General features: G+C 60.5%; 24 protein-coding genes. 20 read left to right on the top strand and 4 right to left on the bottom strand.

What is annotated here, in order from left to right; translation table 11 throughout:
• The 12 genes from rlmN to ACCD02_RS08100 all read left to right on the top strand — a co-directional run bounded on the left by rlmN (nucleotide 1) and on the right by ACCD02_RS08100 (nucleotide 11931).
• Nucleotides 1-1149 (top strand): 23S rRNA (adenine(2503)-C(2))-methyltransferase RlmN, encoded by a 1149-nt coding sequence (gene rlmN, locus ACCD02_RS08045; protein ID WP_413300150.1) that lies wholly within the window; start codon nucleotides 1-3, stop codon nucleotides 1147-1149.
• A gap of 14 nt (nucleotides 1150-1163) precedes the next feature.
• A complete protein-coding gene (gene pilW / locus ACCD02_RS08050; RefSeq protein ID WP_413300152.1) occupies nucleotides 1164-1922 on the top strand; it encodes a type IV pilus biogenesis/stability protein PilW in 759 nt (252 codons plus the stop codon).
• Nucleotides 1922-2929: a RodZ domain-containing protein gene (locus tag ACCD02_RS08055; protein WP_413300154.1), complete on the top strand. Its 1008-nt coding sequence runs from the start codon at nucleotides 1922-1924 to the stop codon at nucleotides 2927-2929. Before pilW ends, ACCD02_RS08055 begins: the two co-directional genes overlap by 1 nt.
• Before the next feature lie 3 nt (nucleotides 2930-2932).
• Nucleotides 2933-4042, top strand: a complete 1110-nt coding sequence (ispG, locus tag ACCD02_RS08060) for a flavodoxin-dependent (E)-4-hydroxy-3-methylbut-2-enyl-diphosphate synthase (protein WP_413300156.1) — start codon at nucleotides 2933-2935, stop codon at nucleotides 4040-4042.
• A 35-nt stretch (nucleotides 4043-4077) separates the two neighbouring features.
• A complete protein-coding gene (gene hisS, locus ACCD02_RS08065; RefSeq protein ID WP_413300158.1) occupies nucleotides 4078-5367 on the top strand; it encodes a histidine--tRNA ligase in 1290 nt (429 codons plus the stop codon).
• A 40-nt stretch (nucleotides 5368-5407) separates the two neighbouring features.
• Nucleotides 5408-6049, top strand: coding sequence for a YfgM family protein (locus ACCD02_RS08070; RefSeq protein ID WP_413300160.1), 642 nt, complete (start codon nucleotides 5408-5410; stop codon nucleotides 6047-6049).
• The gene (gene bamB / locus ACCD02_RS08075; RefSeq protein WP_413300162.1) at nucleotides 6042-7193 is read left to right on the top strand and encodes an outer membrane protein assembly factor BamB; all 1152 of its coding nucleotides are present in this window, start codon (nucleotides 6042-6044) and stop codon (nucleotides 7191-7193) included. Before ACCD02_RS08070 ends, bamB begins: the two co-directional genes overlap by 8 nt.
• Before the next feature lie 162 nt (nucleotides 7194-7355).
• Nucleotides 7356-8825 (top strand): ribosome biogenesis GTPase Der, encoded by a 1470-nt coding sequence (der, locus tag ACCD02_RS08080; protein ID WP_413300164.1) that lies wholly within the window; start codon nucleotides 7356-7358, stop codon nucleotides 8823-8825.
• A gap of 120 nt (nucleotides 8826-8945) precedes the next feature.
• Nucleotides 8946-10094 (top strand): pyridoxal phosphate-dependent aminotransferase, encoded by a 1149-nt coding sequence (locus ACCD02_RS08085; RefSeq protein ID WP_413300166.1) that lies wholly within the window; start codon nucleotides 8946-8948, stop codon nucleotides 10092-10094.
• Nucleotides 10082-10873, top strand: coding sequence for an amidohydrolase (locus ACCD02_RS08090; protein WP_413300168.1), 792 nt, complete (start codon nucleotides 10082-10084; stop codon nucleotides 10871-10873). The genes ACCD02_RS08085 and ACCD02_RS08090 overlap by 13 nt, the downstream gene beginning before the upstream one ends.
• 61 nt (nucleotides 10874-10934) lie before the next feature.
• Nucleotides 10935-11375, top strand: coding sequence for a hypothetical protein (locus ACCD02_RS08095; protein ID WP_413300170.1), 441 nt, complete (start codon nucleotides 10935-10937; stop codon nucleotides 11373-11375).
• 130 nt (nucleotides 11376-11505) lie between these two features.
• Nucleotides 11506-11931, top strand: a complete 426-nt coding sequence (locus ACCD02_RS08100; protein ID WP_413300172.1) for a hypothetical protein — start codon at nucleotides 11506-11508, stop codon at nucleotides 11929-11931.
• Between the two features lie 402 nt (nucleotides 11932-12333).
• On the opposite strand, the gene leuA is transcribed toward ACCD02_RS08100, so the two are convergent.
• From leuA to xseA, 3 genes are all read right to left on the bottom strand, one after another.
• On the bottom strand, nucleotides 12334-14013 hold the full coding sequence (gene leuA / locus ACCD02_RS08105; RefSeq protein ID WP_413300174.1) for a 2-isopropylmalate synthase: 1680 nt from the start codon (nucleotides 14011-14013) through the stop codon (nucleotides 12334-12336).
• Between the two features lie 319 nt (nucleotides 14014-14332).
• A complete protein-coding gene (locus tag ACCD02_RS08110; RefSeq protein WP_413300176.1) occupies nucleotides 14333-15157 on the bottom strand; it encodes a peptidoglycan DD-metalloendopeptidase family protein in 825 nt (274 codons plus the stop codon).
• An 8-nt stretch (nucleotides 15158-15165) separates the two neighbouring features.
• Nucleotides 15166-16545 (bottom strand): exodeoxyribonuclease VII large subunit, encoded by a 1380-nt coding sequence (xseA, locus tag ACCD02_RS08115; RefSeq protein WP_413300178.1) that lies wholly within the window; start codon nucleotides 16543-16545, stop codon nucleotides 15166-15168.
• Nucleotides 16546-16736: 191 nt separating this feature from the next.
• Here xseA and ACCD02_RS08120 point away from each other — a divergent pair, with 191 nt between their 5' ends.
• From ACCD02_RS08120 to guaA, 3 genes are all read left to right on the top strand, one after another.
• A complete protein-coding gene (locus ACCD02_RS08120; RefSeq protein WP_413300180.1) occupies nucleotides 16737-17285 on the top strand; it encodes a sugar ABC transporter ATPase in 549 nt (182 codons plus the stop codon).
• A 94-nt stretch (nucleotides 17286-17379) separates the two neighbouring features.
• Entirely contained in the window at nucleotides 17380-18849 is a 1470-nt protein-coding gene (gene guaB, locus ACCD02_RS08125) for an IMP dehydrogenase (protein ID WP_413300182.1), read from the top strand.
• A 99-nt stretch (nucleotides 18850-18948) separates the two neighbouring features.
• Nucleotides 18949-20526: a glutamine-hydrolyzing GMP synthase gene (gene guaA / locus ACCD02_RS08130; RefSeq protein WP_413300184.1), complete on the top strand. Its 1578-nt coding sequence runs from the start codon at nucleotides 18949-18951 to the stop codon at nucleotides 20524-20526.
• A gap of 98 nt (nucleotides 20527-20624) precedes the next feature.
• On the opposite strand, the gene ACCD02_RS08135 is transcribed toward guaA, so the two are convergent.
• Nucleotides 20625-20987: a winged helix-turn-helix transcriptional regulator gene (locus tag ACCD02_RS08135; protein ID WP_413300186.1), complete on the bottom strand. Its 363-nt coding sequence runs from the start codon at nucleotides 20985-20987 to the stop codon at nucleotides 20625-20627.
• Between the two features lie 111 nt (nucleotides 20988-21098).
• On the opposite strand from ACCD02_RS08135, the gene ACCD02_RS08140 reads away from it, so the two are divergent.
• The 5 genes from ACCD02_RS08140 (at nucleotide 21099) to ACCD02_RS08160 (ending at nucleotide 25329) form a co-directional block, all read left to right on the top strand.
• Nucleotides 21099-21833 carry an SDR family NAD(P)-dependent oxidoreductase gene (locus ACCD02_RS08140; RefSeq protein WP_413300188.1) on the top strand — a complete coding sequence of 245 codons (735 nt, stop codon included), beginning with the start codon at nucleotides 21099-21101 and terminating at the stop codon, nucleotides 21831-21833.
• Nucleotides 21834-22081: 248 nt separating this feature from the next.
• The gene (locus ACCD02_RS08145; protein WP_413300190.1) at nucleotides 22082-22750 is read left to right on the top strand and encodes a flavin reductase family protein; all 669 of its coding nucleotides are present in this window, start codon (nucleotides 22082-22084) and stop codon (nucleotides 22748-22750) included.
• Nucleotides 22747-23439: a 2OG-Fe(II) oxygenase gene (locus ACCD02_RS08150; protein ID WP_413300192.1), complete on the top strand. Its 693-nt coding sequence runs from the start codon at nucleotides 22747-22749 to the stop codon at nucleotides 23437-23439. The genes ACCD02_RS08145 and ACCD02_RS08150 overlap by 4 nt, the downstream gene beginning before the upstream one ends.
• An 82-nt stretch (nucleotides 23440-23521) precedes the next feature.
• Nucleotides 23522-24586, top strand: a complete 1065-nt coding sequence (ada, locus tag ACCD02_RS08155; RefSeq protein ID WP_413300194.1) for a bifunctional DNA-binding transcriptional regulator/O6-methylguanine-DNA methyltransferase Ada — start codon at nucleotides 23522-23524, stop codon at nucleotides 24584-24586.
• Between the two features lie 14 nt (nucleotides 24587-24600).
• Nucleotides 24601-25329 (top strand): 2OG-Fe(II) oxygenase, encoded by a 729-nt coding sequence (locus ACCD02_RS08160; protein WP_413300196.1) that lies wholly within the window; start codon nucleotides 24601-24603, stop codon nucleotides 25327-25329.
• Nucleotides 25330-25592 lie beyond the last annotated feature (263 nt).

A 25592-nucleotide genomic window follows, 5' to 3' on the forward strand; every position in this document is an offset into this window, starting at 1 on the left:
ATGACTGAATCGATTGGCAAGACAAACCTGTTGGGGCTGACTCAGCTGGAAATGGAAAAGTTCTTCGACTCGATAGGGGAGAAGCGCTTCCGTGCCGGTCAGGTAATGAAGTGGATTCACCACTATGGTGTCGATGATTTCGACGCCATGACCAATGTCGGCAAGGCCCTGCGCGAAAAGCTCAAGGCCTGTGCCGAGATTCGCGGTCCGGAAGTGGTCAGCGAGGACATTTCCAGCGACGGCACCCGTAAGTGGGTGGTGCGCGTGGCGTCCGGCAGCTGCGTCGAGACCGTCTATATTCCCCAGGGCAAGCGCGGCACCTTGTGCGTTTCGTCCCAGGCAGGCTGTGCCCTGGATTGCAGTTTCTGCTCCACCGGCAAGCAAGGTTTCAACAGCAACCTCACCGCCGCCGAAGTCATCGGTCAGGTGTGGATTGCCAACAAATCCTTTGGCAGCGTCCCGGCGACCGTCGACCGTGCCATCACCAACGTGGTGATGATGGGCATGGGTGAGCCGCTGCTGAACTTCGATAATGTCATTGCCGCCATGCATCTGATGATGGACGACATGGGCTATGGCATTTCCAAGCGCCGTGTGACGCTGTCCACCTCCGGCGTGGTACCGATGATCGATGAGCTGGCCAAGCATATCGACGTCTCCCTGGCCCTGTCGCTGCACGCGCCTAACGATGCGCTGCGCAACCAGCTGGTACCGATCAACAAGAAATACCCGCTGAAAATGCTGCTTGAGTCCTGCCGCAACTACATGTCGGCATTGGGCGAAAAGCGCGTCCTGACCATCGAGTACACCCTGCTCAAGGATGTCAACGACAAGGTCGAGCACGCAGTCGAGATGATCGAGCTGCTCAAGGACACGCCTTGCAAGATCAATCTGATCCCGTTCAACCCTTTCCCGCACTCCGGTTACGAGCGTCCGAGCAACAATGCGATACGCCGTTTTCAGGATCAGTTGCATCAAGCCGGTTTCAACGTCACTGTGCGCACCACGCGCGGCGAAGACATCGATGCAGCCTGTGGCCAGTTGGTGGGCCAGGTCATGGATCGGACTCGCCGCAGTGAACGTTACATTGCTGTGCGTGAGCTGAGTGCCGAGGCCGATGTGGTGCAAAGCGCCGCGCCGCGAAACTGACCGAGAGGGTACCCATGTCTGTGCGTGCTGCGCTGCTGCTGTTGGTCCTGACCTCGCTGGTTGGTTGCGTTTCATCGGGTAATATCGACCCCATGAGCACCAGCAAGGGACGTGACGAGGCACGTGCGGCCTACGTCCAGCTCGGCGTGGGCTACCTGCAGCAGGGGCAGACCGAGCGGGCCAAGGTGCCGCTCAAGAAAGCCCTGGAAATGAACAGCTCCGACCCGGACGCCAACGCCACTCTGGCTCTGGTGTTCCAGGCCGAGATGGAGCCGGAACTGGCCGAGCAGTATTTCCGCAAGGCCCTGTCCAACAGCCATAACGACGCCCGCATCCTCAACAACTACGGCAGCTTCCTGTTCGAGCAGAAGAAGTACAAGGAAGCCTATGAGCGTTTCCAGCAGGCCGCCGAAGACAACCTCTACACCGGTCGTTCACGGGTTTTCGAGAACCTGGGCCTGACCGCCATCCAGCTGGGGCAGCGCGAAACCGCACGCGAACACTTCACCAAGGCGCTGCACCTGGATCGTCAATTGTCACGTTCATTGCTGGAAATGGCTGAGTTGTCTTACGAAGACGGGCAATATGTGCCGGCGCGCGAATACTACGATCGTTTCAGCAAGGTCAGCGAGCAGAACGCGCGCAGCCTGTTGCTCGGTACGCGACTGGGCAAGATCTATGACGATCGCAACAAAGTGGCCAGTTACGGCCTGCTACTAAAAAGACTCTATCCCGGTACGCCGGAATATCAGCAATACCTGTCGGAGCAATGATGAAAGCGGCGCATCCCGAAGTTGTGGCAACCACTCGCATGAATCCTGGAGAAACCCTGCGCCAGGCCCGCGAGAGCAGGAACTGGTCGCTGCCCGATGTGGCCTTGAGGCTCAACCTCACCGTGGCTTCCCTGAGCCACGTCGAGGCCGGTGAATTCGACAAGTTGCCCGGTAACACTTTCGCCCGCGGCTATATCCGTGCCTACGCCAAGCTGCTGGACCTGGATCAGTCCGCGCTGGTCAATCAGTTCGACCAGACCACCGGTACCGACGGCAAGGGCAGCGCTGTACATGCCCTGGGCCGCATCGAAGAACCCGTGCGCCTGTCCCACAATATCCTGCGGATCGTCAGCCTGCTGCTGCTGGTCGTGCTGGTCGGTGGCGGGTTTGTCTGGTGGCAGGATCAAACCTCTTCCCGCGGCAAGGACCAGGGCGGTCTGGCGCTTGAGCATGTGGAAGTGGAAAGCGCCGACGGTACCACGCAGATTCACCCATTGGACGAGCCGGAAGAAGCACCCAAGCCGGTTCAGGACGCGCCTCTGCCACTGAATACCGCGCCGTCTGCAGAAACCGCGACAGCCCCGGCGGCCACTCCGGCTCCGACGGCTCCGGGAACTGCAACCCACGGCACCGCAACGCCGCCAGCTGCACCTGCCCATGTGCCACAAACTGCTGCACCAACGATTGCCACGGCGCCGACCAGCACCGCGCCAACGGCTGCACCGACTACCAGCGAAGCGGCGCCTGCGGTTGAAGTGCCGGCAGGTAATGGTCAGTTGAAGCTGCAATTTGTTGCCGATTGCTGGACCCAGGTCACCGACGGCGGCGGCAAGGTGCTGCTCAGTGGCCTGAAACGCAAAGGCGACAGCGTTGACGTCAATGGCAAGCCGCCGCTGACCGTACGCCTCGGTTACGCCCGCGGCGCCCAGGTGACCTACAACGGTCAGGCAGTCGACGTCGCTCCATTCACCAGTGGCGAGACTGCTCGCCTGAAGCTGGGGCAATAACTCATGCACGGTGAATCTCCGATCAAGCGTCGCGAATCCCGCAAAATCTGGGTTGGCTCGGTCCCTGTCGGCGGTGATGCGCCGATTGCCGTACAGAGCATGACCAACAGCGACACCAATGATGTCGCCGCCACGGTCGCCCAGATCAACCGTCTGGAAGCCGCCGGTGTCGATATCGTGCGCATTTCCGTACCGGACATGGATGCCGCCGAAGCCTTTGGCCGCATCAAGCAATTGGTCAAGGTGCCTCTGGTCGCCGATATCCACTTCGACTACAAGATCGCCTTGCGCGTGGCCGAACTGGGTGTCGATTGCCTGCGGATCAACCCCGGCAACATCGGTCGCGAAGATCGTGTGCGTGCGGTGGTCGATGCTGCCCGTGACCGTGGTATCCCGATTCGCATCGGGGTCAATGCCGGTTCCCTGGAAAAAGACCTGCAAAAGAAATACGGCGAACCGACCCCGGCTGCTTTGGTCGAGTCGGCCCTGCGCCATGTCGAGCACCTGGACCGTCTGGATTTCCAGGACTTCAAGGTCAGCGTCAAGGCCTCTGACGTGTTCATGGCGGTTGAAGCCTACCGTCTGCTGGCCAGGCAAATCATTCAGCCTCTGCACCTGGGCATCACCGAAGCCGGTGGCCTGCGTTCAGGCACAGTGAAATCTGCCGTCGGCCTCGGTATGCTGCTGGCCGAAGGAATTGGCGATACTATCCGCATCTCCCTGGCCGCTGACCCGGTCGAAGAGGTGAAAGTCGGTTACGACATCCTCAAGTCGCTGCACCTGCGTTCCCGTGGGATCAACTTCATCGCCTGCCCGAGCTGCTCGCGGCAGAACTTCGATGTGGTCAAGACCATGAACGATCTGGAAGGGCGCCTTGAAGATCTGCTGGTGCCGCTGGATGTCGCGGTGATCGGTTGTGTGGTCAATGGTCCTGGCGAAGCCAAGGAGGCGCATATCGGCCTCACCGGTGGCACGCCGAACCTGATCTACATCGATGGCAAGCCGGCGCAGAAACTGACCAATGACAATCTGGTGGATGAGCTTGAACGCTTGATCCGGCAGAAAGCGGCCGAAAAAGTCGCAGCCGAAGCGGCGCTCATCGCCCGCGGCTGAGTGTGGCCAATAGAAGATTTCGCTAAGGATTTTTTGTGAGCAAGTCCCTGCAAGCCATTCGTGGCATGAACGACATCCTGCCGGAACAAACGCCGCTGTGGCGCTACTTCGAAGGCACTGTTTCGCGCCTGCTGGATAACTATGGTTATCGCCAGATCCGCATGCCCATCGTCGAGTTCACCGAGCTGTTCAAGCGCTCCATCGGCGAAGTCACCGACATCGTCGAAAAAGAGATGTACACCTTCGAGGATCGCAATGGCGATTCCCTGACCCTGCGCCCTGAAGGTACGGCGGCCTGCGTGCGCGCGGTACTCGAGCACGGTATCACCGGTGGTGGCCAGGTGCAGAAGCTGTGGTACATCGGCCCGATGTTCCGCCACGAGCGTCCGCAGAAAGGCCGTTACCGCCAGTTTCACCAGATCGGGGTCGAAGTCTTCAACCTCGATGGTCCGGATATCGACGCCGAACTGATCGTGCTCACATGGCGCCTGTGGGGCCTGCTGGGTATCCGCAACGCGGTCAAGCTCGAGCTCAACAGCCTTGGCACCAGCGAAGCCCGTGGCCGTTATCGTGACGCCCTGGTCGAATTCCTCTCCAGCCGTCTGAGCGAACTGGACGAAGACAGCCAGCGCCGTCTTAAGACCAACCCGCTGCGCGTGCTCGATACCAAGAACCCGGACACCCAGGCCGTACTGGTGGATGCGCCGAAACTGGCGGATTACCTGGACGAAGAGTCCCGCGTGCATTTCGAAGGCCTGAAAGCGCGTCTGGATGCAGCCGGCATTCCTTATGTGATCAATCCCAAGCTGGTGCGCGGCCTGGATTACTACAGCAAGACGGTTTTCGAGTGGGTCACCGACCAACTCGGCGCCCAGGGCACCGTGTGTGCCGGTGGTCGTTACGACGGTCTGGTCGAGCAGATGGGCGGCAAGCCGACCTCCGGCGTTGGCTTCGCCATGGGCATCGAGCGTCTGGTGCTGCTGCTGGAAACCCTGGAGCAGATCCCGCAAGAGATCTCCCGTCAGGTCGACGTCTACCTTTGTGCCTTCGGCGAAGCGGCCGAGCTGGCTGCCCTGGCCCTGACCGAGCGCGTTCGCGACCAGTTGCCGGACCTGCGCCTGCAAGTCAATGCCGGTGCCGGCAGCTTCAAGAGCCAGTTCAAGAAGGCCGACAAGAGCGGTGCGCTGTTTGCCCTGATCCTCGGTGAAGAAGAACTGGCGCGGCAGATCATCGGTGTCAAACCCCTGCGTGGTCAGGGCGAACAACAAAATATTGCCTGGGATGCTCTGTCCGAGCACCTGGCCGCCTGCGTCGTGCAGGGTTGAGAGCTGATTAACAGCCGATTTAGCGAATAGGAGTATTGGGGTGTCGCGTACCGAAGATGAAGAGCTGGCGGTAATGAAGGACTGGTGGCAGCGCAACGGCAAACCCCTGGTGACTGGCGGTCTGCTGGCGTTGATCGTGTTCTTTGGCTGGCAGGCCTGGCAGAAATATCAGGGCAACCAGACCCAGGGTGCCTCGGCGCTGTATCAGCAACTGCTCGAAACTGCGCTGACGCCAAGCGGTCAGGCTGATATCGGCCGTGTCGCCGACATCGCCGGCAAGCTGAAAAGCGAATACGCTGGGACCGCCTACGCCCAATACGGCAGCCTGTTCGTTGCCAAGGTTGCCGTCGATGCCGGCAAGCTCGATGATGCTGCAGCTGAGCTGAAGACTGTACTCGACAAGCCGGTCAACCCGACCCTGGGCGAAATCGCCCGTGAGCGTCTGGCCCGGATCCTGGCGGCACAGAACAAGACCGAAGATGCGCTGAAACTGCTCGCTGGTGATGCCGACAAGGCGTTCCTGGCCAGTCGTGAAGAGCTCAAGGGTGACCTGCTGGTACAACTGGGTCGCGCTGATGAAGCCCATGCTGCTTACCAGAAAGCTAAATCCGCGCTGTCCGAAGAGGCTGCCGTGGGTGACCTGCAAATGAAACTCGACGACCTGGCCAAAGGGGATGCGTGACGTGATCCGTTGGAAACATGCAGCATTGCTGGCCCTGGCCGTTATGGCCGTGGGTTGCAGCAGCAACAGCAAAAAGGAATTGCCGCCCGCCGAACTGACTTCTTTCAAGGAAGAAGTGGTCCTGCAGAAGCAATGGAGCCGCTCCATCGGTGATGGTCAGGGTAAAACCTACAACATGCTGGTTCCGGCCCTGGATGGCGAGAAGATTTACGCCGCCGACGTCAATGGCGAAGTGGTAGCCATGAACCGCATGACCGGCGACGTGATCTGGAAGAAAGATCTCAAGGTGCCGGTATCCGGCGCAGTCGGCGTGGCGTACGGCATGCTGACCATCGGTACGCTAAAGGGCGAAGTCATCGCCATGGACGCGACCAACGGTGAAGAGAAATGGCGCGCCCACGTCACCAGCGAAGTACTGGCACCGCCAGTCAACAACGGTGATGTGGTCGTGGTACAGACCCAGGACGACCGTGTGGTCGGCTTCGATGCGTCCACCGGCAACCGTCGCTGGATCTACGAAAGCACCCCGGCGGTACTGACCCTGCGCGGCACCAGCGCACCGCTGGTGACCAATCACCTGGCGATTGCCGGTCTTTCCACCGGCAAGGTCGTAGCTTTGGATACCAGCAACGGCGTACCGGTCTGGGAGCAACGTGTTGCCATCCCTCAAGGTCGTTCCGAGCTCGATCGCGTGGTCGATATCGACGGTGGCCTGCTGCTGTCGGGCAATACCATCTACGTCGCCAGCTATCAGGGCCGCGTTGCCGGTCTGGATCTGGAAAGCGGCCGTATTCTCTGGCAGCGTGATGCCTCCAGCTACTCGGGTGTCGCCCAGGGTTTTGGCAGCGTCTACCTGAGCCTGGCCAACGGTTCGGTCGAGGGCGTCGATGAGCGCACCACCACCGGTCTGTGGACCAACGACCAACTGGCCCGTCGCCAGCTGGGTTCGCCAGAGGTTTACTCCAGCTATGTCGCCGTGGGTGACTTCGAAGGCTATCTGCACCTGCTCAGCCAGGTTGACGGTCGCTTCGTCGGTCGCGAGCGTATCGACAGTGACGGCCTGCGTGCCCGGCCGCTGGTGGATGGCAACATGATCTATGTCTACGGCAACAGCGGCAAACTGGAAGCCCTGACGATCAAGTAATGGCTGTCTATGCTCGATGTGAGCCTCCTGCCTGACGCGGGAGGCAGGCGTCGAGCGGCCTTGCCCAGACAAGGCCTGCGACACTCGGTGTGTCGCGCCAAGCTCCGGCCGCTGCTGTGCAGCGGCTTTTGTATTTTCTGAAATAACGAAGTGGAGAGCCGCATGGTTCCCGTAATCGCCCTGGTGGGCCGACCGAACGTCGGCAAGTCCACCATGTTCAACCGCCTGACCAGGACTCGTGACGCCATCGTCGGCGATCTGTCCGGTCTGACCCGTGATCGCCAATACGGTGAGGCTAAGTGGCAGGGGCGCTCCTACATCCTGATCGACACCGGTGGTATTTCCGGCGATGAGCACGGCATGGACGAAAAGATGGCCGAGCAGTCGCTGCTGGCCATCGAAGAAGCCGATGTTGTGCTGTTCCTGGTCGATGCCCGCGCCGGTTACACCGCTGCGGACCAGATGATTGGCGAGCACCTGCGCAAGCGCAACAAGCGTTCCTACGTGGTCGCCAACAAGATCGACAACATCGATCCTGAGCTGGCCCGCGCCGAATTCAGCCCGATGGGCCTCGGTGACGCCATTCCGGTAGCCGGCGCCCATGGCCGTGGCATCAGCCAGATGCTGGAAATCGCCCTGCGCGATTTCCCCCGTGACGAGCAAGAGCCTGAAGAGGGCGAAGCCGAGCACGTCGCCGAAGGCGAGGAAGCCAAGCGCATCCCTGGCCCGAGCGAAAAAGACGGCATCAAGATCGCCATTATCGGCCGTCCGAACGTCGGCAAATCGACCCTGGTCAACCGCATGCTCGGTGAGGACCGGGTCATCGTCTATGACGAGCCTGGCACCACCCGCGACAGTATCTACATCCCGTTCGAGCGCAACGACGAGAAGTACACGCTGATCGACACGGCCGGTGTGCGCAAGCGCGGCAAGATCCACGAGGAAGTCGAAAAGTTCTCGGTGGTCAAGACGCTGCAGGCGATCAAAGACGCCAACGTGGTCATCTTCGTCATGGACGCCCGGGAAGGCGTGGTCGATCACGACCTCAACCTGCTGGGCTTTGCCCTGGAAGCCGGGCGCGCCCTGGTTATCGCACTGAACAAGTGGGATGGCATGGTGCCGAGCGAACGCGATTTCGTGAAGACCGAGCTGGAACGCCGGTTGTTCTTCGTCGACTTCGCCGATATCCACTTCATCTCGGCCCTGCACGGCACGGGCGTGGGTAACCTGTATCAGTCGGTGCAGAATTCGTTCAAGTCGGCGGTTACCCGCTGGCCGACCAGCCGCCTGACCCAGATCCTCGAAGACGCCGTCAGCGAGCATGCTCCGCCGATGGTGGGCAGCCGCCGCATCAAGCTGCGCTATGCGCACCTGGGTGGTGCCAACCCGCCGCTGATCGTGATCCACGGTAATCAGGTCGAGAAAGTACCCAAGTCGTACGTGCGCTATCTGGAAAACACTTATCGCCGCGTCCTGAAGCTGGTCGGCACGCCGATCCGCATCGAATTCAAGGGCGGCGAGAACCCGTACGAAGGCAACAAGAACACGCTGACAGACCGCCAGGTCAACAAGAAGCGTCGAATGATGTCGCACCACAAGAAAGCCGACAAGAAGCGCCGCGATAAGCGTTGATTCTGTAAAAGGCTTTCTCGGAAAAAGGCGCCAATGGCGCCTTTTTTTATGCTTGCGCTATGGGCTATCCTGCCTGACCCGTGCCGCTGTGGAGCCGGGTGTACCGCAGGGAAAGGCTCGATGATCAGCAGCAAATTGCCCAACGTGGGCACCACCATTTTTACCGTGATGTCCCAGCTCGCCGCCGAGACCGGGGCAATCAACCTGTCCCAGGGCTTCCCGGATTTCGACGGCCCGCAAGCCTTGCGCGATGCGCTTAGCCGCCATGTTGCCGAAGGCCATAACCAATACTCGCCAATGACCGGCCTGCCTGCATTACGCCAGCAGATTGCAGCGAAGATCGCCCGCAGCTATGGCCGCAAGGTTGATCCGGACAGCGAAGTCACGGTCACCCCAGGCGCGACCCAGGCGATTTTCTGCGCCATCCAGACGGTAATCCGCCCTGGCGACGAAGTGATTGTCTTCGATCCTTGCTATGACAGCTATGAGCCTTCAGTCGAACTCGCGGGTGGCCGGTGCGTGCATGTGCAACTGGGCATCAATGATTTTGCCATCGATTGGCAGAAGCTCAGCGATGCGTTGAGCCCGCGCACGCGCATGATCATCATCAATAGCCCGCACAACCCCAGCGGCGCCCTGATCACCCGTGCCGAACTCGATCAACTGGCGGCATTGATCGCCAATCGCGATATCTATCTGGTCAGCGACGAAGTCTACGAGCATCTGGTATACGACGGCGTCCAGCATGCCAGTGTACTGGCCCATGAAGAGTTGTATCAGCGCGCCTTCGTGGTCAGCTCGTTCGGCAAGACCTATCACGTCACCGGCTGGAAAACCGGCTACGTGGTCGCGCCGCCAGCCTTGACCGCCGAGCTGCGCAAGATTCACCAGTTCGTCAGCTTCTGTGGCGTAACCCCGCTGCAATGGGCCCTGGCCGACTTCATGGCCGCCCACCCGGAGCACGTCGAAGAACTGCCGGCGTTCTATCAGGCCAAGCGGGATTTCTTCTGCGACCAACTGGCGGCGTCGCGCTTTACCTTCAATCGGGTCGGCGGCACCTATTTCCAGCTGGTGGACTATTCGCAGATCCGCCCGGACCTCAACGACGTAGACATGTCTCTGTGGATGACCCGTGAACACGGTGTTGCCAGTATTCCCGTGTCGGTTTTCTATCAGAACCCACCCGAAGGACAGCGCATCATTCGCCTGTGCTTCGCCAAGCGCGAGGAGACGCTGCGCCAAGCAGCAGAGAAACTATGCGTGATCTAAGCGAGTTACCCGATCTCAAGGTGGTGCTGGTCCAGACCACCCTGGCCTGGCATGACCGCCAGGCCAACCACGAACACTTCGATGCCTTGCTCGATCAGGCCGAAGGCGCCGACCTGGTGATCCTGCCGGAAATGTTCACCACCGGCTTCAGCATGGAGTCGGAGTTGCTGGCCGAGCCGGAAAACGGCCCGACCGCCGCCTGGATGCTGGCCCAGGCCAGGCGCCTGAACGCCGTGGTCACCGGCAGCGTGATTGTCCGCGCCGCCGATGGCAGCCATCGCAATCGCCTGCTGTGGGCACGCCCCGACGGTGAGTTGCAGCACTACGACAAGCGCCACCTGTTCCGCATGGCCGGTGAGCACAAGCACTACAGCCCCGGCGAGCGTCAGGTGCTGTTCGAGCTCAAGGGTTGGCGTGTGCGACCACTGATCTGCTACGACCTGCGCTTCCCGGTATGGAGCCGTTCGGCCCAGGACACCGACCTGCTGATTTACACCGCCAACTGGCCCGGTGCTCGTCGCTTGCACTGGAATCGTCTGCTGCCAGCCCGGGCCATCGAAAACCTGTGTTATGTCGCGGCGGTCAATCGTATCGGCACCGACGGCAAAGGCTTTGCCTATACCGGTGACAGTCAGGTCCTGGACTTCCAGGGTGAAAGCCTGTTCGGTGCCGGGGAGGCCGACGGTGTTTTCGAGGTCACCCTGAGCGCCACGGAACTCGCGGCCTACCGCTCAAGGTTTCCGGCATATCTCGACGCTGATACATTCGAGATACACTAATTAGCTACAGTTATGGGGAGCTGGGGTCGATATTAGCCATATCAATCAGGAGGCTCCCCAAGTGACGACCATCAGCACCTCATCCCTCAGCTTGTACTCGTCTTCGTTCACCGTTTCGGTGAAGAGCAACACGACCGACGACACCACCGCAACTGACTCCAGCAGCACCTCTTCGACTACGGCCACTGCCGATGTGAGCGGCGCCAAGGCGTCTTCCAGTGGTGGTGCGGCGGGTGGCGGTGGCGGCGGTTCGTCGTCCAGCACGGCGACCCAGGAAAGCATCGCGAAGCTGGAAGCGCAGATCAAGGAAACCCAGAAGCAGTTGCAGGAGCAGCAACAACAGCTCGCTGCTGCCCAGGCTGCCAAAGGCTCCGACGAGGAGAAGCAGCAAAAGGTCATGGCTGCACAAAGCCAGATCGCCAGTACCACGGCGACCCTGTCGACCCAGCAGGCGGCGTTGATGCAACTGGAAAGCAGCGGCGGTATCGACACCACCGCCTGAGTCGTTTTCAAAGCGATACCCGTTACGACACAAGATGCTCGCAACCTAAGGTTGCGGGCTCTTTATCTTGCGCTCGATTCAAGTTCTGCCGGTATTGGTCGATAGCCGCTCTACATAACAGGAGTTCGCTATGACCACTATCAATACGAGTTCGCTGAACCTCTACAGCAGCCCTTTCACGCTTGCCTCGAAAGCCGATCAGGACAAAGCCAACGCCGATGCCACTACAGTGGGCGTGAATCTGAAAGCTACCGTGTCCAAGCCGGCCCAGAACACCAATGGCTCGGGTGCCAAGAGTTCCGGCGGTTCGCCTGCCGAGCAGGCCATCGAGCAGTTGAAGGAGCGGATCAAGGAGACTCAGAAACGTCTGCAAGAGCAAATGAAGCAGTTGGCGGCCGCGCAGCAGTCCAAGGCGCCGGAAGAGATCAAGGCCCAGCAGGTCATGGCGATCCAGCAGCAGATCTCCGGTACCACCGCTGAGTTGGGTGCCGAGCAGGCAGCGTTGATGCAGATGATGCAGGACCAGGCCAAGGGCAGCGTCAATACCACGGCTTGATCGAGCGGTACAAAATCCGAGTTCTATGTCTGGGGGTTCCCCCCAGACATAGAATCTCCCACAGTAGCGTGTGTATATCATCGGGTCTGTGGGAGCGGATTCATCCGCGAAGGGGCCCGTACATCCAACACATTGGCGGTGTCCGGAATAAAGCTTTCGCGAATGAATTCGCACAGTAGCGCGTGCATATCGTCGGATCTGTGGGAGCGGATTCATCCGCGAAGGGGCCAGTACATCCAACACATTGGCGGCGTCAGAAATAAAGCTTTCGCGAATGAATTCGCTCCCACAAAAGCGCGATATATCTCAGTGGGTTATGCCGTATTGGTACGAGCTTCCTGACTGCCAGAACCCACGAATAAAAAAGGCCCTGAAAAGGGCCTTTTTTTGTCACCGCAGCTTTTAAGCCGCCTTGGCCTGAGCCTGGCTCAACGCGCGGTTAAGGGCGCTGAACAGTGCCTTGAAGCTGGCGGTGGTGATATTTTCATCGATCCCCACGCCGTGCACCGCGCGTTCACCATTGACCCGCAGTTCGATGTAGGCAGCGGCCTTGGCCGTGGTGCCCACGCCGATGGCGTGTTCGTTGTAGTCCATGATCTCAACCGGAACCGGCAGGCCAGCTACCAGGGCTTCCAGGGCGCCATTGCCCTTGCCGCGCCAGGTCAGGTTGGTTTCGCCCTGACCGGTGCTGGACACCTCCACTTCCACAGCGCTATGGCCGTTTTCTTCCTGCAGGCGATGGCTGACCAGCGCATACGGGGTGTTGGCTTGCAGGTACTCGCTGTGCAACAGGGCGTAGATTTGTTGCGCGGTCATTTCCAGGCCCAGGCGGTCGGTTTCACCCTGCACGACCTGGCTGAACTCGATCTGCATGCGGCGGGGCAGGGCGATGCCGTATTCCTGCTCCAGCAGATAGGTGATGCCACCTTTGCCCGACTGGCTGTTGACGCGAATCACTGCCTCGTAGCTGCGGCCGATATCGGCCGGGTCGATCGGCAGGTAAGGCACTTCCCAGACGCCGTCTTCCTTCTGCTGGGCAAAACCCTTGCGGATGGCGTCCTGGTGCGAGCCGGAGAATGCGGTGTGAACCAGGTCGCCGACGTAAGGGTGGCGCGGGTGAACCGGAATCTGGTTGCACTCTTCGACGACCTTGCGCACGCCGTCGATGTCGGAGAAGTCCAGTTGCGGGTTCAGGCCCTGGGTGTACATGTTCAATGCCACGGTTACCAGGTCAACGTTGCCGGTACGCTCGCCGTTGCCGAACAGGCAGCCTTCGACGCGATCTGCACCGGCCATCAGGCCCAGCTCGGTCGCAGCAACGCCGGTACCACGGTCGTTGTGGGTGTGCAGGCTGATCAGCACGCTGTCACGACGGGTGATATTGCGGCAGAACCATTCGATCTGGTCGGCGTAGATATTCGGCGTAGCCACTTCAACAGTGGCCGGCAGGTTGAGGATCACCTTGTTCTGCGGTGTGGCATTCCACACTTCGATGACCGCGTCGCAGACTTCCTTGGCGAACTCCAGCTCGGTGGCGCTGAAGGTCTCAGGGGAGTATTCGAACTGCCATTGGGTTTCCGGCTGCTGGGCGGCGTATTTGACGAACAGCTTGGCAGCGTTGACGGCGATCTCTTTCACACCGGCCTTGTCCTGATTGAAGACAATGCGGCGGAAGGACGGCGACGTGGCGTTGTACAAGTGCACGATGGCCTTTTTCGCGCCGCGCAGGGATTCGAAGGTACGGGCGATCAAGTCTTCACGGGCCTGGGTCAGCACCTGGATGGTGGTGTCATCCGGGATGTGGCCGTCTTCGATCAGGGTGCGGACGAAGTCGAAGTCAGTCTGGGAGGCTGCCGGGAACGACGCTTCGATTTCCTTGACGCCGACCTGGACCAGGGTTTTCCAGAAACGCAGTTTCTTCACCGCGTCCATCGGCTCGATCAGCGACTGGTTGCCGTCGCGCAGGTCGGAGCTGCACCAGATCGGCACTTCGGTGATGGTCTTGGACGGCCAGGTGCGATCAGGCAAGTCGATGACAGGGAACGCACGGTACTTGGTCGAAGGGTCTTTGAGCATGGTCATGGAAACAATCCTTTGGTACTGAAGAGGCCGAGAAGAGGCGGCCACCGTATGAAATGAAGACAGGGGCGAGGCACCGCGATCTAGCTTGGCAGTCGGGCACTGACCAGGCTGAGGCAGCGATGCTGGCGCAACAGAATGAGGGTCTGAGAGGTTTTCATAAGCCCAACCGTACCCATTGGGGTGAAAGTTGGCAAGCTCTTGCGAAAAATTGGGAAAGGCTCCTCAAATTTTCCTTATGGCGGGATTTAATCGCGTCATGTCCCGGCTAACTGTAGATTTGTTGCGCGGTATTTTCAGGTCGCGCAACAGCTTCTTCATCTCAAGGCTGGAAGGCGCCAATAAAGATCGCCGGATCAACCCGCGCATCATTGAGGCTGATATTCCAATGCATATGCGGCCCGGTCGCGCGGCCGGTGGAGCCGACACGACCGACTACGCCTCCACGGGGCACGGCATCGCCGACCTTCACATCGATCTTCGACATATGACAGAACATGCTGATGAAGCCCTGGCCATGGTCGACGAATACGGTATTGCCATTGAAGAAGTAGTCACCAATCAGAATTACCTTGCCAGCGGCCGGCGACTTGATCGGTGTGCCGGCCGGTACGGCGAAGTCCAGGCCCGAGTGCGGGTTGCGTTCTTCGCCGTTGAAGAAGCGGCGCACGCCGAACTTGCTCGACAGCGGGCCGTCCACGGGTTTGTCGAGGATCAGGTTGCTTGGCGTGACCGGGCTGAAGCTGCGGTAGGCGGCGAACTGCAGGGCCTGTTCTTTCTCGATGCGCTTGAGGTCCTGGGGTTCGGGATTGACCTGACGCTTGTTCTGCAACGTGATGTGCTGTTCCGGGTATTTCTTGCTGCCGACCACGAAGCTCAACTGGCGGCCGCCGCTGGCGAGTTGTTGATTGCCGGGCTTGAGGGTCAGTGGCAGGCCGACAATGGCCAGCCAGTGACTGTCCTGTTCCTTGACCACCAATACCTGTTTGCCCTGGAAGGTGGCCTTGGGGGCCTGGGCGGCGGCACCGAGGTCGATCACTGCCACGCCACCGGGCACCGGCTTGTTCAGCGCGCGGCTTATATAGCTGTCGGCGTAGGCGGGCAGGGCCAGGCACAGGGCGAACAGAGGGGCAATAACACGCAGCATGGCTTGGCTCAATCCAGTAAAGAAAGGGTGACAGGTGTCAGGTGATTGTCTTCGACCCGCACTTGCAGCTCGCCTTCACCCAGGCGGGCGGTCAGGCGCTGGCCGGGTCGGGTCTGTTCAGCGCGGCGTATGGCATGGCCGCGTTCGTCGAGCAGGATGCTGTAGCCACGGCCCAGAGTTGCCAGGGGGCTGACGACATTCAACGTCTGAACTTGATTCTGCAATTGCAGGCGGCGGGTCTTGAGGTTCTCGCGGATAGCCCGGGGCAGGCGCTCGGCCAGTACGTCCAGGCGCTGCCGCAGGAAGGCCAGGGTGCGGCCCGGATGCTGGGCGCCAAGGCGGCTTTGCAGATGGGCCAGACGCACTTGACGTTTGTGGCCCTGCTGCTCGAAGGCGCGACGCAGGCGCAGGTCCAGGTCATCGAGGCGCTGGGCCTGTTGACGCAGGCGTTCGCCGGGATGACGCAGGCGCCGCGATACACCTTCCAGGCGCAGGCGATCACGCATCAGGCGATCCTGCATGCGGCTGATCAGGCGTCGTTGCAGGTTTTCCACGCGGCGATGCAGGTCGCTGGTATCAGGGGCAAGCAGTTCGGCAGCGGCAGAGGGCGTCGGCGCGCGGACGTCGGCGACGAAATCGCTGATCGACACATCGGTTTCATGGCCGACCGCGCTGACAATCGGCGTGACGCAGGCATCAATGGCCCGGGCCACGGCTTCTTCGTTGAAGCACCACAGGTCTTCCAGAGAGCCGCCGCCGCGGGCCAGGATCAGGGCATCGAAGCCACGGGCGTCGGCCAGCTTGAGGGCGCGCACGATCTGGTTGATGGCTTCGCGGCCCTGAACGGCGGTGGGAATCAGGGTCAGTTCGACCTGGGGCGCGCGGCGGCGAAAAACACTGATGATGTCGCGAATCACCGCACCGGTAGGTGAGCTGACAATGCCGATACGCTGCGGATGCAGGGGCAGGGCCACCTTGCGCTCGGCACTGAACAGGCCTTCGGCGTTGAGCTTGTCCTTGAGTGCCTCGAAGGCCAGACGCAGGGCGCCATCACCGGCCGGTTCGACGGTATCCAGGATCAACTGGTAATCGCCACGGCCTTCGAACAGCGAGACCTTGCCACGCACCTTGACCTGCAGACCGTCCTTCAGCGCCTGCCGCACCCGTGCCGCACTCTGGCGGAACAGCGCGCAACGCACCTGGGCGCCGGAGTCCTTGAGGGTAAAATACACATGGCCCGAAGCGGGGCGCGACAGGTTGGATATCTCGCCCTCGACCCAGATATTGCTGAACACATCTTCCAGCAACACCCGGGCACGGCCGTTGAGCTGGCTGACGGTAAGGACTTCCCGGTCGAGGCCGAGTCTTGCGAAGGGGTCTTTGATCATGTGCGGCATCATAAAGGCATTGCCGGGGAATGGGTATAATCCGCGGCCAGTCGTCTGTGGGAGCGAATTCATTCGCGAAGAGGCCGGTACATTCGATATGGCTTCAGTGTCTGGGATACCGCTTCGCGGATGAATCCGCTCCCACAAAACGCACCTTCATATATAGAAGCGCACACGGCACAGGTTTTTAAATGAACACCCAAAGCATTATCGTCCCGCAGATTTCCTCCTTCCCCGGCCATGAAGCCCGGGCGCGGTTGATCCTGCGCTGGCTGGTGAAACTCGATGTGGTCGAGGAGCAGCTCAGCACCTGCGGGCGAACCTACAACAAGATGGCCTACGCCATCGCCCCCGGCGCCCGCCGCGTGGTGGAGCACCCCGAGGCGCTGCCGTTCGGCCAGACAGTCAATGGCCTGGAGATCGTCACCAGGCGCTGCATCTATACCCCGCTCAAGGATTTTGCCGAGGAAGCCGGTTGCCCGGAGTGCCGCCGCGAGATCGGCGAGGCGCTGTTCGACAGCCTGGAAGACTGGATGCCCGGCCATACCGATAACTTCACCTGTCCGGAATGTCGTCATGAGGATGACATCAATGGTTTTCTGTTTCTCGAGCCCTGCGGCTTCTCAAACCTGGGTTTTATCTTCAATGACTGGCTGCAAGCCTCGTTCAAGCAAAGCTTTCTCGATGAATTTGCCGAACGCCTGGACCGTCCTGTTTCCTGGGTAAAAGTACATTTATAAGGTAATCGTGAATTAGCCTGAGGTTTACATTGAGTGAAGGGGGGTGTCTGGGTATAATGGCGCGCTTCCAATTTCCCGCCTGGGAGCCCCCGCGATGCTGCGTATCAGCCAAGAAGCCCTTACTTTCGACGACATTCTCCTTGTGCCCGGTTATTCCGAGGTACTGCCTAATGAAGTCAGTCTGAAAACCCGTTTGACCCGTGGCATCGAACTGAATATCCCCTTGGTCTCCGCTGCGATGGACACCGTGACTGAAGCCCGTCTGGCCATTGCCATGGCTCAGGAAGGCGGTATCGGTATCATCCACAAGAACATGACCATCGAGCAGCAGGCTGCCGAAGTTCGCAAGGTCAAGAAGTTCGAAGCCGGTGTGGTCAAGGACCCGATCACCATCGAGGCCGACGCCACTGTGCGCGACCTGTTCGAACTGACCCGTCAGAACAACATTTCCGGTGTACCGGTCCTGCACAATGGCGACCTGGTCGGCATCGTGACGTCCCGCGACATTCGCTTCGAAACCCGTCTGGATATCCCCGTCCGCGAAGTGATGACGCCCAAAGAGCGTCTGGTCACCGTGCGCGAAGGCGCCGACAAGTACGAAGTGCGCGAACTGTTGCACAAGCACCGTCTGGAAAAAGTCCTGATCGTTGATGGCAACTTTGCCCTCAAGGGCATGATGACCGTCAAGGACATCGAAAAATCCAAGGCCTACCCGCTGGCCAGCAAGGACGACCAGGGTCGTCTGCGCGTTGGTGCCGCTGTCGGTACCGGCAAGGACACCGGTGAGCGTGTTTCCGCACTGGTCGCCGCCGGTGTTGACGTGGTGGTGGTCGACACCGCCCACGGTCACTCCAAAGGCGTGATCGACCGCGTTCGCTGGGTCAAAGAGAACTTCCCTGAAGTCCAGGTCATCGGTGGCAACATCGCCACGGGCGCTGCTGCCAAGGCACTGGTTGCCGCTGGCGCCGATGCGGTCAAGGTCGGTATCGGCCCTGGCTCGATCTGCACCACGCGCATCGTTGCCGGTGTCGGCGTGCCGCAGATCAGCGCCATCGCCAACGTCGCCGAAGCCCTTGAAGGCACCGGTATTCCCCTGATCGCCGACGGCGGTATCCGCTATTCCGGCGACCTGTCCAAGGCCATCGTTGCCGGCGCAAGCTGCGTGATGATGGGTTCGATGTTCGCCGGTACTGAAGAAGCGCCGGGCGAAATCGAACTGTTCCAGGGCCGCTCCTACAAGGCTTACCGCGGTATGGGTTCGCTGGGCGCCATGTCCCAGGCCCAGGGGTCTTCGGACCGCTACTTCCAGGACTCGTCCGAAGGCGCCGAGAAGCTGGTGCCGGAAGGTATCGAAGGCCGTGTGGCCTACAAGGGTTCGCTGGCAGCGATCATCCATCAACTGATGGGCGGCCTGCGCTCCTCCATGGGCTACACCGGCAGCGCCGACATCGAAGAGATGCGTACCAAGCCTGAGTTCGTCCGCATCACCGGTGCCGGCATGGCCGAATCCCACGTGCATGACGTACAGATCACCAAAGAAGCGCCGAACTACCGCGTAGGTTGAGCCTTCAAGCAAATCGTTAAGCAACCGGGGCTGTTTTATTCAGCCCCGAGTTGTTTCTGAATCACGACAGTTACTGATTGACTTAGACGAGACTGAATCATGGCCCTCGACATTCACGCTCACCGTATCCTGATCCTCGACTTCGGTTCTCAGTACACCCAGCTGATCGCTCGCCGCGTGCGTGAAATCGGTGTGTACTGCGAGCTGCACCCGTTCGACATGGACGATGAAGCCATTCGCCAGTTCGCTCCCAAAGGCGTGATCCTCGCCGGCGGTCCCGAGTCCGTGCACGAAGCCAACAGCCCGCGCTGCCCGCAAGCAGTGTTTGATCTGGGCGTGCCGGTCTTCGGCATCTGCTACGGCATGCAGACCATGGCCGAGCAACTGGGCGGCAAGGTAGAAGGCTCCGACCTGCGTGAGTTCGGTTACGCCCGTGTCGATGTGGTCGGCAAGAGCCGCCTGCTCGATGGCATCGAAGACCACATCGACGCCGATGGCCTGTTCGGCCTCGACGTGTGGATGAGCCACGGTGACAAGGTCACCAGGATGCCCGAAGAATTCCACATCCTGGCCAGCACCCCGAGCTGCCCGATCGCTGGCATGGCCGACGACACCCGCGGCTACTACGGCGTGCAGTTCCACCCGGAAGTGACCCACACCAAGCAGGGCGGTCGCATCCTGTCGCGCTTCATCCTCGATATCTGCGGCTGTGAAGCGCTGTGGACGCCGTCGAAGATCGCTGAAGACGCCATCGCCACCATCCGTGCCCAGGTCGGCACCGACAATGTCCTGCTGGGCCTGTCCGGCGGCGTTGACTCCTCCGTTGTCGCAGCCCTGCTGCACAAGGCTATCGGCGACCAGCTGACCTGCGTCTTCGTCGACAACGGCCTGCTGCGCCTGCACGAAGGTGAGCAAGTGATGGCCATGTTCGCCGAGAACATGGGCGTCAAGGTGATCCGCGCCAACGCCGAAGAGCAGTTCCTCAACAATCTGGCGGGCGAGAGCGATCCGGAGAAGAAGCGCAAGATCATCGGCCGCACCTTCATCGACGTGTTCGATGCCGAATCCTGCAAGCTGGACAACATCAAGTACCTGGCCCAGGGCACCATCTATCCGGACGTGATCGAGTCGGCTGGCGCGAAAAGCGGCAAGGCCCACGTGATCAAGTCGCACCACAACGTGGGCGGCCTGCCGGAAGAAATGAACCTGAAACTGGTCGAGCCCCTGCGCGAACTGTTCAAGGACGAAGTCCGCCGTCTGGGTCTGGAACTGGGCCTGCCCTACGACATGGTCTACCGCCACCCATTCCCGGGCCCGGGCCTGGGCGTGCGGATCCTCGGTGAAGTGAAGAAGGAATACGCCGACCTGCTGCGTCGCGCCGACCATATCTTCATCGAAGAACTGCGCAAGGCCGACTGGTACCACAAGGTCAGCCAGGCCTTCGTCGTGTTCCAGCCCGTCAAATCCGTCGGCGTCGTCGGCGATGGTCGCCGCTACGCCTGGGTTGTGGCACTGCGCGCTGTAGAGACCATCGACTTCATGACCGCACGTTGGGCACACCTGCCTTACGAACTGCTGGAAACCGTCAGTGGCCGGATCATCAACGAGATCGAAGGGATTTCCCGCGTGACTTACGATGTGTCGAGCAAGCCGCCGGCGACTATTGAGTGGGAATGATAGGCGCCCGGCACTGACCGGCACCCACCAGCAAGAAACACCCCGAAGCCCGCTTGATTGCGGGCTTTTGGCTTTTTGGGGCCGGCGTCAGCATCCCCCTAAGCCGAAGCATCCCGTTCGGCAAAGATACTCGCCATTTGCGCCGCATTCTCCGTGCCCCAAGTGCACAGCGGGATGATCGCTTCAGCCAGGCTGCGACCCAGCGGGGTGAGGGCGTAGTCGACGCGTGGCGGCACTTCCTTGTAGTCGGTTCGCGACAATACCCGGTCGGCCTCCAGATCCTTCAAAGACTGAATCAGCACCTTGTCGCTGACGCCGGGGATCAGGCGTTTGAGCTCGCCGTAGCGTTTCGGGCCGTTGCGCAGGAAAAACAGGACCAACGGTTTCCACTTGCCCGAGATGATGCGCAGCGTGGCGTTGAGCCCGCAGCCGGTGTCGCAGATTTCCGTAGATTTCGTCATTTTTTCCATACTTACCAAAATGTGCATACTGGTCGTTAGGTTATCAGCTCTGCATACTCGTCCTCAAGCAAGCAGCTGTGCTTGCGCACAACTCCAACGAGGATGCACGACATGACCAGACTGAATGGCAAGACTGCGGTAATCACCGGTGGCGCTACCGGCATCGGCTTCGCTGCGGCAAAGCGCTTCATTGAGGAGGGCGCCTTTGTCTTTATCTTTGGCCGCCGCCAGGAGGCCCTCGACACCGCCGTGGCTGACCTCGGGCCTAATGCCCGGGCGGTGAAGGGCTCGGTTTCCGAACCGGATGACCTCGACCGACTCTTTGCTGCGGTGAAGGCCGAGCGTGGCACCCTCGATATCGTTTTCGCCAATGCCGGGGCGGGCAGTCCGCTGGCGCTGGGCCAGATCACCGGCGAGCACATTGACGAGACCTTCGATACCAATGTGAAGGGCTCGATTTTCACGGTGCAGAAGGCGTTGCCGCTGATGGGGCAGGGCGGTTCGATCATCCTTACCGGCTCAAGCGCCGGCACCACGGGCGCCCCGGCATTCAGTGCCTACAGCGCGAGCAAGGCGGCGGTGCGTAACCTGGCGAAATCCTGGGCGGAAGACCTGAAGGGCACTGGCATTCGGGTCAACGTGCTGTCGCCCGGGCCGACGGCAACCGAACTGGCCAAGGCCGCGCTGGGCGAGGAGGGCATGAAGGTTTTTGCGGCGATGAATCCGCTGCAGCGTATGGCTGAACCTTCGGAGCTGGGGGCGGCGGCGGCGTTTCTGGCGTCGGCGGACAGCAGTTTCATGACTGCCAGTGAGCTGGCGGTTGATGGTGGGTTGGCGCAGATCTGAGGACGGTGTAAGGCAGGGAAATCCGGCCCTGTCTCTGACACCGCGTTATCGAATAGCAAACACAGAGCCCGTAGGAGTCGGCTTGCTGGCGATGGGATCAGATCATTCGCTGAAGCTATTGCGAGTGCTTCGCACTCGAACACCAGCAAGCCGGCTCCTACAAAAAGATAAATACCAAAGCAAGAATCGGAGCGTGTAGCTTCAAGCCGACTGGCATCGTGCATCGCATCATCCCAAGGAGAGTTGCCATGCACGTTACCGCCCACCCGTCCATTCTGTATTTCGGTACGCCCGTTGCTTTGCTCAGCACCGTCAATGAGGACGGCACCGCCAATCTGGCGCCGATGTCTTCGGTGTTCTGGCTTGGTTGGCGGTGCTTTCTCGGCCTTCAGGGCAATTCCCAGACCACCGAGAACATCCGCCGTACCAAACAGTTTGTGATCAATCTGCCTTCACCGGCCCAGGTCTCGGCCGTTGATCGTCTGGCGCGCACGACGGGTTCCAATCCGGTGCCTGAAGACAAGATCGTGCGTGGCTATCATTTTGTTAAGGATAAGTTCGCCATCGCCGGACTGACCAAAGCCCCATCGGAAACGGTGCTCGCGCCCCGGGTCGCCGAGTGTCCGGTGCAGTTGGAGGCGGTTCTGGAACATGAGAACGGCTATGACGCCAATGGCCCGCTGGCCGGCTTTATTGCTGTGCTGGAAGCGAGGATCACCCGTGTGCATGTGGAGCAATCGATCCTGATGGATGGTCATGCGGATCGAATCGATCCGGATAAATGGCGCCCGCTCATCATGAGCTTTCAGGAGTTCTACGGTCTGGGGCCCAAGGTCCATGGCTCCCGACTCGGTGAAATCCCGGAAGAGGCCTATCGCACGCCTGATTTCGAGCGCGCCAGAATGGCTGCTTCATGACGCCCGCGACCGGCGATTGGGGGGATATCGAGCGCTCCCTTGATCTTCACGGGCACGCTGTGTTGCCTGGTCTTCTGACGGCGCAACAGTGCGTTGAGCTTGCGACCCTCTACTCCCGGGAAGAGGGCTTTCGTTCGCGGGTCGTGATGGCTCGCCACGGATTCGGGCGTGGAGAATACAAGTATTTCGCGTATCCGTTGCCTGAGTTGCTCAACGAGCTGCGCCATGCCCTGTATGCCAGGCTTGCGCCGATCGCCAACGGCTGGAATCGACAGTTGGGTATCGACACGCAGTATCCGCGCGAACTGGACGAGTTTCTGCAGCACTGCCACGAAGCCGGGCAGACACGGCCTACGCCACTGATACTTCAGTACGGCGCGGGCGACTACAACTGCCTGCATCAGGATCTGTATGGCGAACTTGTTTTCCCATTGCAGGTGGCCATTCTGTTGGCTGAGCCCGGCAGGGATTTCAACGGTGGTGAGTTCGTCATGACTGAGCTTTCGGCCAAAACCCGGCGCGCCGAGGTGGTCGCGCTGCGTCAAGGCGATGCCGTGGTGTTTACGGTCAATCAGCGGCCGGTAATGGGGCAGCGCGGTATACGCAAGGCCGCCATGCGCCATGGCGTCAGCCTGATTCGCAGTGGCAAGCGTCATGCCGTGGGCCTGATTTTTCACAACGCGCGATGAATTCATGCGCAAGAATCGGAGTTCTTGCGGTTGAAGTCCTGCTTACTCTGATGCTGTGTTCAACGACTTCGAGATTTCCGTCATGACTATGATTACTGCCTATGCCACGGACGATGCCCGTTGGGCGGCCGTACAGGTGAGGGACGCGGCGGCCGACGGCCACTTTCTTTATGCCGTTCGCACCACGGGCGTGTATTGCCAGCCCAGTTCTGCAGCACGGTTGCCCAAGCGTGAAAACGTCGAGTTTTTTGACTCCGCCGAGGCCGCCGAAGCGGCGGGGTACCGTGCCAGTCGCCGGGCGCGGGCCGATCAGACCAGCGCTGCGGCCGGACGTGCCGAGATGGTGGCGCGTGCCTGCCGGTTGATCGAGACCTCGCAGACCCCCCCTTCACTCGATGACCTGGCCGTTGAAGTGGGCATGAGTCCGTTTCACTTTCATCGCCTGTTCAAGGCCGAAACGGGTCTGACACCCAAGGCCTACAGTTCGGCTTACCGTGCCCGCAGGCTGCGCAAGGAGCTGAGCAGTCCGGATGCCACCGTGACGAGTGCCATCTACGACGCCGGTTTCAACTCCAACAGCCGCTTCTATGAAGTCTCAGATCAACTGTTGGGCATGCACCCGCGGGACTATCGGGCAGGTGGTGCCGGAGCGGTCATCCGCTTTGCAATTGGCCAGTGCTCTCTGGGCGCGATTCTGGTCGGGCAGAGCCAGCTCGGCATCTGCGCGATTTTGTTGGGCGAGGACCCCGATGTGCTTGCGCGGGATCTGCAGGATCAGTTTCCCAAGGCGGAAATCATCGGATGCGATGGCGAGTTCGAGCAATTGATCGCCCAGGTTGTGGGCTTTATCGAGGCACCTTCAATCGGCCTGCACCTACCCCTGGATGTGCAGGGCACGGCGTTCCAGGAACGTGTCTGGCAGGCGCTGCGCGAAATCCCGCCGGGCACCACTGTAAGTTACGCGGATATCGCCAACCGCATCGGCTCGCCCAAGGCGGTACGCGCCGTGGCCCAGGCCTGTGCCAGGAACCACATTGCCGTGGCCATTCCCTGTCACCGCGTGGTGCGACGCGATGGCGACATTTCCGGCTACCGCTGGGGTGTCGAGCGCAAGCGTGAACTGCTGCTCCGGGAAGCTCAGGCCTGATGACGAGACTGGCCATGACTTCAGACCACAGCATTATCGAGTGCCTGGATTGGGCGGATATCGCCCGGCAACTGGATAGCGAAGGCTACGCCGTGCTGCACGGTCTGTTGGCTGCGGATACTGCGCGCGAGCTGGCGCGTCAGGTCGAAACCAGGGAGTCCATCCACCATGCGCCGTTAGCCCCGGTCGATCCGGGCGGCAGCGAACTGTACTACTTCGGCGCCAGTCTGCCCGCGCCGCTGGATATCTGGCGTACGACCTTCTATCGCCATCTGACGGTGATGGCCAATCGATGGAACGAAATCCTCGGTGTCAGTGATCGCTACCCCCAGGAGTTTGACGAGTTTGTGCGACGTAATCAGCAGGCGGGCCAAACCCTGGGGCAATCCCACTTGAGCCGGCTCGGTCCGCAAGATTATGCGTCGCTTCAACAGCGCAACGATGACGAGCAGGTATTCCCGTTGCAGATAGTCGCGCTGCTGTCCGAGCCGGGCAAGGATTTCCAGGGTGGCGAATTCGTGATGACCGAGCAGCGTCCGCGCATGCAATCGCGGCCGATGGTGTTGCCGCTCAAGCTCGGCGACGTAGCGATCATCAGCACGGCCGAACGTCCGGTCAAGGGCGCCAACGGCTATTACCGGGTCAATCTCAAGCACGCCATCAGTCGCGTGCGCGAGGGGGAACGCATTGGCCTGGAACTGACCTTTCATGATGCCCGGGTCTGGGATATGCCGTTCGTATGAGCGCGGCATGATTCGGGCAAGCATATCCATGAGCGTTTGATCGATCCTCGGCGTGTTTCTGCCGTTTAATTGATCCATGTCATCTTTCCGCGCTGGCATACATGCAACACTGCGCGCGGCAAATACAGAGCCCTAAGTGCTCGCATCTTCCGTTCATTGCCATCACGCGCAATTGCCTCCTCTCAACGCCATGTCCCGTATGGCTTGAGCGTCCTCACCGTCCTACCGCTTCTCTCCTGACGCAGTCTGATCCGCCTTTGGCG

The sequence above is a fragment of the Pseudomonas sp. Pseusp88 genome (assembly GCF_047303955.1).
In the GTDB taxonomy this organism is placed as follows: domain Bacteria; phylum Pseudomonadota; class Gammaproteobacteria; order Pseudomonadales; family Pseudomonadaceae; genus Aquipseudomonas.